15 protein-coding genes and 1 pseudogene are annotated in these 12,359 nt (G+C 52.4%); 9 read left to right on the forward strand and 7 right to left on the reverse strand.

What is annotated here, in order from left to right; translation table 11 throughout:
- Window positions 1-59 precede the first annotated feature (59 nt).
- The 4 genes and pseudogenes from V7756_RS14925 to V7756_RS14940 all read right to left on the reverse strand — a co-directional run.
- Window positions 60-251: pseudogene (locus tag V7756_RS14925) on the reverse strand (helix-turn-helix domain-containing protein); the annotation flags it as partial.
- A 417-nt stretch (window positions 252-668) separates the two neighbouring features.
- Complete coding sequence (locus V7756_RS14930; RefSeq protein ID WP_335610990.1) at window positions 669-2,042, reverse strand: IS1182 family transposase; 1,374 nt, start codon at window positions 2,040-2,042, stop codon at window positions 669-671.
- A gap of 144 nt (window positions 2,043-2,186) precedes the next feature.
- Window positions 2,187-3,458, reverse strand: coding sequence for a translesion error-prone DNA polymerase V subunit UmuC (umuC, locus tag V7756_RS14935; RefSeq protein WP_335610991.1), 1,272 nt, complete (start codon window positions 3,456-3,458; stop codon window positions 2,187-2,189).
- Entirely contained in the window at window positions 3,451-3,882 is a 432-nt protein-coding gene (locus V7756_RS14940; RefSeq protein ID WP_335610992.1) for a LexA family protein, read from the reverse strand. Before V7756_RS14940 ends, umuC begins: the two co-directional genes overlap by 8 nt.
- 154 nt (window positions 3,883-4,036) lie before the next feature.
- Here V7756_RS14940 and V7756_RS14945 point away from each other — a divergent pair, with 154 nt between their 5' ends.
- Window positions 4,037-4,708, forward strand: coding sequence for an SOS response-associated peptidase family protein (locus V7756_RS14945; RefSeq protein ID WP_335611060.1), 672 nt, complete (start codon window positions 4,037-4,039; stop codon window positions 4,706-4,708).
- A gap of 188 nt (window positions 4,709-4,896) precedes the next feature.
- Here V7756_RS14945 and V7756_RS14950 read toward each other — a convergent pair whose 3' ends face one another.
- A complete protein-coding gene (locus tag V7756_RS14950) occupies window positions 4,897-5,112 on the reverse strand; it encodes a helix-turn-helix domain-containing protein (RefSeq protein ID WP_335610993.1) in 216 nt (71 codons plus the stop codon).
- 148 nt (window positions 5,113-5,260) lie between these two features.
- Here V7756_RS14950 and V7756_RS14955 point away from each other — a divergent pair, with 148 nt between their 5' ends.
- From V7756_RS14955 to V7756_RS14985, 7 genes are all read left to right on the forward strand, one after another.
- Window positions 5,261-5,497 (forward strand): hypothetical protein, encoded by a 237-nt coding sequence (locus V7756_RS14955; protein ID WP_335610994.1) that lies wholly within the window; start codon window positions 5,261-5,263, stop codon window positions 5,495-5,497.
- Window positions 5,490-6,692, forward strand: a complete 1,203-nt coding sequence (locus tag V7756_RS14960) for a site-specific integrase (RefSeq protein ID WP_335610995.1) — start codon at window positions 5,490-5,492, stop codon at window positions 6,690-6,692. Before V7756_RS14955 ends, V7756_RS14960 begins: the two co-directional genes overlap by 8 nt.
- The gene (locus V7756_RS14965) at window positions 6,685-6,936 is read left to right on the forward strand and encodes a hypothetical protein (protein WP_335610996.1); all 252 of its coding nucleotides are present in this window, start codon (window positions 6,685-6,687) and stop codon (window positions 6,934-6,936) included. Before V7756_RS14960 ends, V7756_RS14965 begins: the two co-directional genes overlap by 8 nt.
- The gene (locus V7756_RS14970; protein ID WP_335610997.1) at window positions 6,929-7,858 is read left to right on the forward strand and encodes an HD domain-containing protein; all 930 of its coding nucleotides are present in this window, start codon (window positions 6,929-6,931) and stop codon (window positions 7,856-7,858) included. Before V7756_RS14965 ends, V7756_RS14970 begins: the two co-directional genes overlap by 8 nt.
- Window positions 7,859-8,019: 161 nt before the next feature.
- Window positions 8,020-8,418 (forward strand): DUF6957 family protein, encoded by a 399-nt coding sequence (locus tag V7756_RS14975; RefSeq protein WP_335610998.1) that lies wholly within the window; start codon window positions 8,020-8,022, stop codon window positions 8,416-8,418.
- 165 nt (window positions 8,419-8,583) lie between these two features.
- Window positions 8,584-8,886 carry a hypothetical protein gene (locus V7756_RS14980; RefSeq protein WP_335610999.1) on the forward strand — a complete coding sequence of 101 codons (303 nt, stop codon included), beginning with the start codon at window positions 8,584-8,586 and terminating at the stop codon, window positions 8,884-8,886.
- Between the two features lie 146 nt (window positions 8,887-9,032).
- Entirely contained in the window at window positions 9,033-9,431 is a 399-nt protein-coding gene (locus V7756_RS14985; protein ID WP_335611000.1) for a hypothetical protein, read from the forward strand.
- 68 nt (window positions 9,432-9,499) lie between these two features.
- Here V7756_RS14985 and V7756_RS14990 read toward each other — a convergent pair whose 3' ends face one another.
- On the reverse strand, window positions 9,500-9,985 hold the full coding sequence (locus V7756_RS14990; protein ID WP_335611001.1) for an HAD domain-containing protein: 486 nt from the start codon (window positions 9,983-9,985) through the stop codon (window positions 9,500-9,502).
- 96 nt (window positions 9,986-10,081) lie between these two features.
- Entirely contained in the window at window positions 10,082-10,333 is a 252-nt protein-coding gene (locus V7756_RS14995; RefSeq protein ID WP_335611002.1) for a type II toxin-antitoxin system TacA family antitoxin, read from the reverse strand.
- Between the two features lie 1,208 nt (window positions 10,334-11,541).
- Here V7756_RS14995 and V7756_RS15000 point away from each other — a divergent pair.
- Window positions 11,542-12,354: a hypothetical protein gene (locus V7756_RS15000; RefSeq protein WP_335611003.1), complete on the forward strand. Its 813-nt coding sequence runs from the start codon at window positions 11,542-11,544 to the stop codon at window positions 12,352-12,354.
- The last annotated feature ends 5 nt before the right edge of the window (window positions 12,355-12,359 follow it).

A 12,359-nucleotide genomic window follows, 5' to 3' on the forward strand; every position in this document is an offset into this window, starting at 1 on the left:
CCTGTTCCCCGAAGGCGCGTTTGAAAAGCTCAAGCCCGAGCTGGTCAGCCCCCTGGTAGCCTTCCTCTGCTCCGACGCTGAGCCACGCGGGCCGAGTAGCTGCCAGCTGCATCTCGATTGCGGCGCATCTCTCGGCTGACCGTCGAAGGGGATCGGTTGATCCAGCAGGCAATCCTGCGCAAGCTGAGGCCTTGGGCATGACTAACTTGAATGGTGGCACGCTCTTCAACGCTGAGTTCGGAATAAGACATAGGGCAGCACCGTACCGGAAAGGTCAGGTGTTGCGCTCAGTTTTTGCCGCCGCCCTCGTGTCGAGAACCAATTCTGATCATCTTAGGAGGACACCCTCCACGAGAATTTAAGCTCAGCGCAACAGTTTTTCCGGCCAATAGGCCAAACGTGAGACTAATCCCATTCCCCTACAGCTGATACGCGCCATCGTTCCCTGCAGGCAGTTCATCCTAAATCAGTCCCAACTTGGTCAGCCCCGCTGACGTCTGCTTTTGGCCGATTCTGTTGAAAAAGTCGGATTTTCGGTTCTGCGGTGCTGAGGCACCGCAACCACCGGAGGACCTAATCACCACACTCAGTGGTTTCTCGGCCCTTCGTTGACTCTTGCTGCTCTGTTATTGGGTTAGTTTGAGGGTTTTTGCTTAGTGCAGGCGCACCTATCCCGTGACGGGTGGCGCTTGAGATGTAAATTTAGCCAGCCGTCGCAGGTTCTGCACCGTGGCGGCCAGGGTAAATTCATCGGTCGCGCCACTCATGCCACGTAGTCGCAAGCGATCCAATTTCAGGATGCGCTTGAGGTGGGCAAATAGCATTTCGACCTTTTTACGTTCGTGGCGAGAGCGCTGATACGCCGGCGTTGCTGCAATGTGCCGAGCCACATCACGAGCGGCTTCATGGACGCTGCGAGCGATCTTGCGGAACGACGTGTTCGGGCAGCACTTGGCTTTCATCGGACAGGAAACACAATCGGTCTGCCGAGACCGGAAGATGATGGTGTTGGCTTTGGTGACGTGCGAACGTTCGTTTTTGAAGGCTCGCCATTCGCTACGTAGAGCATTGCCAGCTGGACAGCGGTATTCCTCAGTCTCTTCATTCCAGTGGAAATCGTTGCTCGAAAAACTGTCGTTCTTGCGCTCGGTTTTGTCCCATACCGGCACATGCGGCTCGATCTCCTTTTCCTCTACCATCCAAGCCAGCATCGGCGCGGTTCCGTAAGCGGTGTCGCCAATGAGGCGTTCCGGCTTGATGTCGAACTGAGCCTCGACACGGTCGATCATTGTCTTGGTGCTCTCGACCTCGGCCGTACGATGGGCCGGTGTGGGTTCCACATCCACGATGACACCGTGCTCGGTATCGATCAGATAATTAGTGCAGTAAGCGTAGAACGCCGGGCCACCTGGTGCTGCGGTCCAGCGGGCTTGCGGATCAGTCAGCGATAGGCGCTTCGGTAGCGTTTCGGCCAAAGCCTCTTCGTCGAGTGCCTCAAGATACTCACGCACGGCGCGGGTGCTCAGGGCCGGATCGCTCCAGTTGACCTGTTCGTCGCTCGGTACACCGCGCTGCCGGCTAGCATCCGCTTTGATGATGCTGGCGTCCACGGCAAAGCCTTCACCTTTGACCAAACCTGCATCCATGCAACGACGCAGCACTTCATTGAACAGCCAACGAAAGAGATCGCTGTCTCGAAAACGGCCGTGTCGATTTTTGGAAAAGGTCGAGTGATTGGGGACTTCATCTTCAAGGCTTAACCGGCAGAACCAGCGATACGCCAGGTTCAAATGGGTCTCTTCGCATAGCCGCCGCTCGGAGCGAATACCGTAGCAGTAACCGACAATCAGCATGCGGATCATAAGCTCAGGATCAATCGAAGGACGCCCTATCGGGCTATAGAAGTCGGCGAGGTAACGGCGCAGGTCGCTCAGATCAAGACATTGATCGATGCTGCGCAGAAGGTGATTGGCTGGAATGTGATCTTCAAGGTTGAACGAGTAAAACAATCGCGCCTGTCCACTCGATAATTGTCCCATCATGCTGTGTGATCCCTCGCCGGCCAATGAAGATATTTTGCCGCAGGCCAGCAAAGGGAGCTACTTTTTCAACAGAATCGGCCGAAACCAGTCTCTCTCGACGCTCAAGCTTGAACCGATAAAATCGTTGCCATTGGCTCAACTCCCTCATTTACACCGCGCACGCCAAAGCTGATCCCACCTAGTAGTGTAGTTCGGGCTTTTGAGCTCCTGTTTCATTCCCCAGCCGGGTGCAACTGGCACTCGCGCGGGGCGTAAGGTGCCCCTTCCCCAGCGTCCATTGATTTCATCCAGTACGCTCATGACTCTTTCGGCCGCAGCGGATTGTGCCTCGGCGAATAGATCGTCTGTGAACTCACCCTGCTGACGAAGATCTAGCAGCATGACTTCTGCTTTCGCGTAGGCATGGCCCGGGCGGAATATAGCTTCTAAACCCTGTAGGGCGGCGCGGGTGATCAACCGGGTATCGTCTGAAGGGTATGGCAGCTCGCATAGGATGCCTTTGGCAAACTTGGCTTCATCCGGATTAAACATGCCCGTGCGAATCGCCACTCGAACCTTCTTGCATAGCGAGCCCTGCGCTCGCAGCTTCTCGCAGGCTCGGGTTGCATAAGTGGCGACAGCCTCTCTGATCGGCTCAATTTCATATAAGCGCTCACCGAACGCGCGGCTACTACAAATCTCCTGTTTCGGCGGTGCTGTCTCTTCCAAAGCCAGACAGGGTATACCCCTGAGTTCGCGGGCCGTTTTTTCAACGACAACCGAGAACTTCTTGCGCAAGGTCCACGGGTCAGCTTGAGCCAGGTCCCACGCGGTTTTTATGCCCATCGCCGTGAGATGCTCGTTCACTCGCCTACCTACTCCCCAGACCTCGTCGACCGGCAAAGCTCTCAATACTTTGTCTCTTCGTTCTGGGTCGCAAATATCCATCACGCCACCGTAATGCTTCTGCCAACGTTTTGCGGCGTGGTTGGCAAGCTTGGCGAGTGTTTTGGTCTGAGCAATTCCCACGCAGGTGGGCATGCCCGCTAATTTGAGCACCTGTGCGCGAATCCGTCGGCCGAGCTGCTCGCGGTCTGCTATCCCGGTCATATCCGCAAACGCTTCATCGATCGAATACACCTCAAGAGCAGGAACCAAGCTTTCTATAATGGTCATTACTCGTTCGCTGATATCCCCATAAAGCGCGTAATTCGAGCTAAATGCCAGCACACCATTGCGCTGGAGCGTCCCGCGTATTTGATGGTAGGGCTCCCCCATCTTTACAAACGGCTTGGCGTCAGCACTTCTGGCAATGACGCAGCCATCGTTGTTGCTGAGCACGACGATCGGCACCCGACTCAAGTCCGGCCGGAATACCCTTTCGCACGAGGCGTAGAAGGAGTTGCAGTCGATCAACGCAAAAACAGCATCAGCCATGGCTGCGGTGCCTGCGGATACTGTCTGTAACGACGCCCCAGATCAGCAGGTCATCGCCCTCGAGCACATAGCGCGGTGGGTACTTGGGGTTTTCAGACTGCAGCACCAGTTCCTCTCCGCGCAAGATCAGCCGTTTAACAAAAGTTTCTCCGTTGATGGCGGCAATAACCACATCACCATTCCGGCCAGTCAACGCTCTGCTCACCACCAGCACATCCCCATCCAGAATACCCGCCCCGATCATGCTGTCGCCTTCTGCGCGCACGAGATAGGTGTGCGGCGCATCTATATCAAGCAACTCATCAAGGGACAGCGTCTGCTCCATGTGATCCTGCGCCGGCGACGGGAAGCCCGCAGAGACCCGAGAGGAAAAAAAGGGCAGCTCAATACTCGAGCTGCCCACGGGACCCAGAATGAGAACCATGTTCATACCAGTCACTCCGAAAATACTGTTCATATATACAGTAAACGAAATTGAATGCACCGGGTCAAAGAAAAGTGTGAATTACAGATAGGCGGGAACAGGAATGTGCGTACGATTCACTCAGTACTAATAGCAGGTACGCTATCTCGAGAAGCTGAACTGGCAAGCTCCGCTCGCTTTTGAGCCGGATGAAGAGCCTATGAGCCGGTACAACGTAGCCCCCACCACTCAGGTTCAACTTCTGCATTGGGATGAGGATGGGTTACGAATGAGCGCCTTGCCCTGGGGCTACGCTCCGCCCTGGGCAAGAGGCAGTGGCAACCGTCCTCCAGCAATCAATGCCCGATTAGAGACTGCGGTAACCAGCCGATACTGGTCCAACGTTTGGAAGAGCGGGCGCTGCCTGGTGCCCGCAAACGGGTGGTACGAGTGGGTAAAAGACCCAACTAATACCAAACGCAAGCAGCCTTACTACATCAAGCTAAAAACAGATGAACCTATGTTCTGTGCCTCAGTTGGCCGCTTCACTGGTGGAGCTGATGAAAAGCTGGATGACGGCGACGGCTTTGCAATCGTCACGAGCGCCAGCGACCAGGGCATGGTGGACATCCATGATCGTATGCCGGTCGTGTTGACTGCGGACACCGCCAGGGAATGGTTAGACACGGGATTGGAACCTGAGCGCGCAGAAGACTTGGCAAGACATCATGCTGAGCCAGTAGATGCCTTCGAGTGGTATGAAGTCGGTAAGGAAGTCGGAAATGTTAAAAACAAAGGCCCCGGCCTGATACGCGCCACCGCGACCCCCACTCAGCAGCAGCTGTAAATGGGGCGATACGCGCAGACATTTGGGAAGAGCTTGGCCGGGAGCAGCCTGTCGCAATAACCAAAGTAGGGTGACGGGGCCATACAGACAACACTCAAACCCATTTGAAACTTGGCTTGATAGGAGTCTTTGCTAGCGGGTCAATTAATGGCTGCGCCGGGCCTAAATTTGGCAAGCTGTAGAAAGGTTCAATCCCCACCATTCTCAGGCTGTATCTCAAGTAGGTCGCCGACCTCGCAACCCAGGTATCGGCAAAGCTCTTCAATAACATCCAGCTCAATACGTGTGGCGGTCTCATGATAGAGCCGCGTAATCGTACCGCGGTTAATGCCTGTATCTCGAGCTACGTCGATCACTTTGAGCTTCTTCTCGCCCATCAACCTCGACAGATGGCACTTAATCATGTTCCCACCAAAGACTATTTGACCCGCAGGAGATCAAAAAAGCTTGCAGAAAGCCTTTTTGAATGCATAATGATCTTCAGGAGATCACATTAACCTTTAAGAGGGCCTTGTGGCCTCCAGCGAGAAACATTACCAGAGGATCATTGCTATGTCACAGATATACCTAACAACCGACGAGCTAGCCGCTCGTATCAAATACGACGCCCGCACCATCCGCGAGCGCCTAAAGGATTCTGTGTTGTTTGAAGGCACGCATTACATCCGTCCTTTCGGTGGCCGAAAAATCCTTTATCTCTGGGATGCGATTGAGCGCGACATGGCTGCCACTTCAAGCACATCCGACTTCAGCATCCCCATGGCCAATGGAGGTGTGATGCATGGCTAGTATTCGTGTAAGAGAGCAGACTGGAAAGCTGTTCTTTGATTTCCGCTACCAGAGCACACGCTGTCGCGAACAAACCGCGCTGGATGACACTCCCGCCAACCGCCGCAAGCTCGAAACCATTTTGAAAAAGATAGAGGCCGAGATCACGCTTGGTTCATTCGACTACGCCCGCTACTTCCCCGGTAGCAGCAATGCGCGCAAGTTCAGTGCGGCTGACGCATTAAGGGCGAGAGCAAGCAAAACGGTCACGCCACTGTTCAGCGATTTTGCTGATACCTGGTTTAGTGAAATGCAGGCCCAGTGGCGACGTTCACACAGCGACACTGTTGCCGCCACGCTGCGCGGCCACTTGAAGCCAGAGTTTGGAGAAAAAGAGGTCGGCTCCATCACCAAGGCAGAGATTTTGTCATTCCGCTCCCAGCTCGCCAAAGTCAGAAACGGAAAAGGCAAACCCCTGTCAGCAGAGCGAATCAACCATATCATGACGCCTTTGCGCATGATCCTTAACGAAGCAGCCGACCGCCATGAGTTTACCTCACCCTACCAAGGCATCAAGTCGCTTAAGGTGCCCAGAACCGATGTAGAGCCGTTCACTGTTGAGGAAGTAAAAAAAATCATCGCGAATGTGCGTGTCGACTACAAGAATTACTACCTCGTGCGCTTTTTTACCGGAATGCGTACCGGCGAAATTGACGGATTGCAGTGGCAATTTGTGGACTTTGAGCGCAGGCAAATTCTGGTACGGCAATCGCTAGTACGGGAAGAACTGGTGTACACCAAGAATGATGGCTCATTCCGGTCTATCGATATGTCAGGCCCTGTTTACGAGGCCCTGCTGGAGCAAAAAAAGGCAACCGGCGCATTTGATTTCGTTTTCTGTAGTCGCAACGGGTCGCCCTTATTACACCGCAACGTCACTCAACGAGTGTGGTACCCACTGCTCCGTCATCTAGGCCTGCGAGAGCGCCGTCCTTACCAAACGCGCCACACCGCAGCAACTTTGTGGCTGGCAGCGGGGGAAGCACCGGAATGGATCGCAAGGCAGATGGGCCATACCACCACTGAAATGCTTTTCCGCGTGTATTCCCGCTACGTGCCCAACCTGACGCGGCGCGATGGTTCAGCAATGGAACGACTGCTGCTGCAAGCCCTTGATCAACAGACTGCTGGTAACAAGGAGCACGACCATGCCTGAGTTTTCAAAAAAAACGTGCCTGCGACTCGCCAGTGCCATGCAAGTGGCGCTTAGAATTCCTGACGGGGATAGCCTGGTTTTTTTGATTGGTCGCGGGAATGAAACAAGCAACCTGGCAGCACTAGAAACGTGGGTCTGCGAAACGCTACCGCAGTTAGAAGATCAATGCGGACAAGCCATACTGCCGTACCTGCTCGATCGCCTGGATCAAACCATTAACCAATGGGGGGCGCGCTATGACTAAGCTCCTGCCACCCACGATCGCGGATGAGCGTATTGATTCTTTCTGGCTGACAGGCTGTCTTACTCCTCAACACGCCTATCAGGTGTCCCCGTTAAGCGAAGGTATTTTTCTAAACGTGGAAAACCTGTCGGGCAGCCATGAGGTACTGCTTGAACTAGCTGACCACCCGGGAACTTGGCCTGCTAATGACCTTACCGCTGTTCGGCTTCTGGTGAGGCATCATGGTCGACACCTGCTGGGCAGCAACAGCCAGATCAGCATACTGGACATCTTTCAGTCGCTGACCCATTTACCCCTCAGTATGGTTGATTCAGAGGAGGCCGTAATGGCCGTTGAGCGCTGGTTGTGCCCCTGCCCCTATGAACCTTTGAAGAACTTCGTTTATCAAGTTCTGGGGCAACCCAGCATCGGCTGCCCTTTCTTTACGTACCCTGCAAGCACCCATTACCACCACTGTTCCAGTGGCGGACTGGCACAGCACAGTCTTGAGGTTGCGCAAACCGTTTACGGTATGACAGCGTGTTTTCCAGAGCATGAGCGCTGGCTGGCAGCCGTCGCCGGACTACTACACGACCTAGGCAAGGTGCGTAGCTTTCTGCCGGACGGACGCCGCACCTCAACCGGCTTTCTGGTCAGCCATGAGCTCTTAGGATTCGAGCTGCTTGTGCCTGCCCTGAGGCGCCTTGAAGAATCATGGGCTGACGGCGCAAACGCCCTGCGTAACATGTTCGACTGGATTATCCGCCCAAAGCAGCAGCGGCCTTTAATGCCCGTCGCAATGAGCATCCAGCAAGCGGACATGATGAGCGCATCTGCTGATAACCGGCAGAGGACATTCAATAGCAAACCTGACTGGTACAACTTTGCCAAGTTTGACGGCCCAGGCCCGTCAAGCAGCTACTGGCTACCCAGCCCACCCTGAGGCTTGGTGGTGGCCTCAACAGCAACACTCCAGTCCGCTGGACGCAAGCTCACGACAGCCGCTCTTCACAAGGTTCTACTAACAAGCACGCAGCACGCCTATGGCTTATACAAACGCAGCATAGTGACAACCTGTTCTGATCAATAAACGAGGAAAACAATATGGACGACCTATACGTTATGACTGACCTACTGCTCGGCGAAGGGGAACCGATGCCAGGCGGCGAAATGACTCTTGAGGAAGCCATTGCCTTGGGCAAGTCCGAGGCCAAGGACAAGCCAATCCGAGTTGTCCGGGACTGGATCTGGGCTGACCTTGATGTAAGCGAGACAGAAGCCAAAGCCATGCAGGAGCAAGGATTCCAACCCGTCATGGTTTATGCACACTACGTGATGCACGACAGCAGTTATAAGTTCGGTACCGGGTTCTGGGTAAGAACCACCCCGCTAATACGTTTTACCCCACCCTGCATTTTTGAAACAGCCAACACAGTCTACATTTTGATCGGTGAGGGAAAGCGCAAAGCCACTTCCGTTAATGCAATCATGAGTATATTTTGAATCTAAGCAAAGCTTCCACTGAACTTTCTGCCTTTACCAAGGCGCTTGAACGGCGGACCAGTACCGAATGGACTCTTTTAACGCAGCCGAGCGTGAAGTAAATGACTGGCGCGAGCTGCCACCATGAATCTCGCGGTTAGCGTTTAAAAACATTAAAGTCGACCTATGAAAATCAAAAAAGAGAAAACTGTTGCTGGCGTCGTGGATATAACCTGTGATGTATGCGAAACATCCACATCAGGTAATTCATATCCCCCTCAGCACGGCGTGCTTTCAGCAAACTGGGGGTACGGCTCCGAGCATGATGGGGAACGTTATGAAGTACACCTGTGCGAATCTTGTTTCTTCAGCGCGTTGGGAAGTCTGCGCAGGGCGCGAATGACTGAATTTTTATTCGAAGAAGATACTCGGCAATGGCCAGATGGAACGTTTGGCCTTATCCGCAAAAACGACTACTTCAATGATTGAGAAGGTAGCTGCGCTTGTGCAAAGTAAAACAGTATTGTAATAAAATCCGACTTACTGCTTCGATCAGGCTTACGATCCTATACTCCTCCCAGTAGCAGCATTAACGGTGTCGCCGGAGGTCCAACACCTAATGGAGTCCAGAAGACATGAGCAGACAACCCTCCCTAAACAGCAACCGCTTGCAGCTTTCTGACCAGCAAGCAAGTACGGCCTTGCGCGTGGCAATCAAAATATTGCAGCTCTGGGGGGTTCTTGAGCAAGAGCAATCAGTCATTCTGGGCTTTAATCGGAAGAACTTGACTGAAGACCAAATGCAAAGTGCTCTAAGCAAGGACCAACTGAGCCACATTAGCTTGATTCTGGACATACATGCAACGCTACGCTCAGTGTTTTCTAACCCGGCAAACCAGTATGGATTTATGCGAATGCGCAACAACAATTCGTTCTTTAATGGGCGCACCCCGATGGAAATAATTGGCTCAGGCGAGTTAAAGGATTTGTACGAGACCTGGCATAGGATTAAAAGCCTTGAGCAGCCGATGTAGCTGGCTTTACTTAACAAACAGCGGGACGCCGCTCAACTATTTTTTGCAAAGGACTGGCAGCGCCATTGTCAGCTCTCCAATAAACGCTGCGCCAGCTCTCGTCGAACCCGGACATCAGAAAGCCCGAGCCTTGGGTCTGTCCGCACCAAATTTTTACGCTTGTCGTCCGGCCAACCGATTGCGTCATCATCTATCGCTAGCCAGCTCTGTTTGGAGGGCAAACGCGCCAAATAGGATTCAATTTGCTCATAGCGACTTTGCTCGTCCCAAATGATATGCCCCGGCCCGCTTCGCTTCATCGCCGAGTGCCAGGTAGCTCCCACCACTCTGGATGACAACGGCTCCGGAAGAGCTTTACGCGCCCGCTTGAACCCAAGATGCCTGACCCAACTGGTGGATAGCACAACCTGCACATCCAGATCAGAAATCAGCTCCATTAGGGTGGGTGCCCACATGAAAAGACTACCGTCCGCCCGTAGCTCGACTCGACCGTTACTCAGAAGAAAAACTTCGTCCGGGTGGAGCACACCGTCGTAATCCAAAAACAGCAACATTTAGCTTACCCGCAGACTACCCAAATTTCTCAATGACACCTGTCAGTTGTCTGACAGGCAATTATTCAGACCCGCTCACTCTCCGAACTAAACGTCCTACCCTTTGACCTGCCGACCATCGACGGACGGCACTTCAAACGCCGAGAGGATATCGCGACAAACTTCCTTGTAAGCAGCAGCAGATAAAAATGCGACTTTGTCAGTCAATAGTACATCAATAGCTTTTTCAATAGCCGAGTCTAGCATGAAGTCAGATACCGACTGGTTACACAACTTTGCCGCGCACTCGATCTTCTCTAGCGCTTCCAGCCCAACATCGACCGTAAACTCGCAGATTTCTCCGACCATCTAACACCTCAATTTTAATTGCCGCTTATATAAGACAACTTAATTTTGTAGCACGAGTATATCAATAAAAGACCACATAAACTTTAACGCCAGCCCCTGACAGCAGAACATATCAGCCTGAGAGGATTAACCTCACCGTCAGGAAAATCATCAAAATCAGCTGAGATTTCGGGATCCGAAATTCCGGATCTGACCTCTACACCCTCAGACCAACCGTCAGTTTCCGTCAAGCGTCCGAAGCCTTTCTAGAATCACGTCACGATGGGCGGACGCGTAAATCCAATTCTTGAACGTGGCGTTATACTCACCCCCAGCTCGTCACGCCACGATCTTAGCAAGTCAACTATCTGAGGACTGTAAGACTAAGAGCGAACAGCGATAGCGCCACTTTGTAGTGGTCTACTAATCCCGGACACCAAGTTAGGCGGTATAATCGCCATCATCAAGGTTCGCATCTTATCCGAGGGCGATGGCGTCGTGCATCGCCACATGAGGATACCCGAGTATCCTCCTCGCTCGTACGCCATTGTGTTCGTACTTTTAAATCAACTCCAAAGACAACCTGGTCCAAGCGGTGAGCTCCAGGGGAGCAACTGCTTGTCTAAGCGGACTAGGACGAACACTTTCAGTTTCTGAGCTTTTAATTGAAAACCATGCAACCCATTCATTCGCATCCGTGTGCATGGAAGAGGCTTCCGTCACTCCAAAGTAGGCAGAAAAAAACATACAAGCCAGAGCTTGGAAAAACTGAAGCAGTAGTGGATAGCGACTCCATTTCTGACAAAACTACTGCGCGCGATTCTCGCTCACAAAATATATCATGTAGCTTCATCCCCAAGACAGGTCTACCTAGGATGAGCAGTATAATTTATTCAAAATATGCTTATTCATCTAATGATGAAAATAATAGTTACTGATTTAGGACTAGCGCTCGCAGGCCACGTTCGGCCGGGCGGCGCATTACGCCTTTCTTTTTTCCCACTGCCGTCGATTCTAATGAGCCAACACGGCAGGCCCAACACGCACTGAAAATCTAACCATTCGCAGACCGCAAAATAAACCAAGACTTCTCTTATAAAATAGCATGCAATAAGAGCTAACTTCTTATTAAATAATACGCAATAAGAATTTAACTAAAAAATTTGCAACCCGCAACTTACCCTGATATAAAAAGTGCATAAAACCCCGAAAAGGAACATGTACCAGCAATGAATCAACCTAGAAAAACCTTATTTGAAATTTTCTTGGCGAACGCAAAAATCGAGCAGGATCGCATCACTTGGCCACCCGGGCACGCGCAGGACGGCGTAAAGGCAGAGAGAACGATGGACCAACTGCATTCTCTCCTAAAAAAACCCACCCAAGGACTGGTTGATTCAACTTTCCACTATCAGGTCCTAGATCACGAGGTCCAGCTCGTATTGCTGGCCGCGCCCTCGTCTTCAGAGGTAGATCTTGGCGGTGAGTATGATTATGAAATGACCCTCGAGAATCTGCGCGCAGCTTGCGAGACGTTCAATCAGGTACAAAACAGCGAAAACGCTCCCCCGACCCAAATATCCATATCAGCTGGTGACCCTTCGAAATCAACTGATCGCGTACTGCTGCGGCCAGAGCCAATAGCAGCAATCGCGAATTTATTGCGAAAGAACCTACCATCTGAAGGAGTAACTATAAGAGCCGGAGACCACTCCCCTCGCCTAACCCTTAAATCCAAGAAAGCCCATAACGCACGTTATACAGCAGAGGAGGCCTCTAGCAGCATTTGCATATCCAGCCCGGTATTCTGCGTCAACGACTTGAACAACACGGCCAAACTCGAACTTTCCCATACAAAACCAAAAACCATTGAGGCGAGCTTCTCGGGGCAGCATAGAGAACCCCTTTTAGATGCGCAACTCGCTGGAAAGATATTAAACTTAAACTTGAGATCAACACACAGGCTTTCTGATGACGCCAAGAAAGTCAGTAGTTACGTTATCGAATCCATAACCGAACATGAGCAGGGCCGCCTGTTGTGAGCCCG

The organism is Halopseudomonas sp., from assembly GCF_036961105.1.
GTDB lineage: Bacteria > Pseudomonadota > Gammaproteobacteria > Pseudomonadales > Pseudomonadaceae > Halopseudomonas.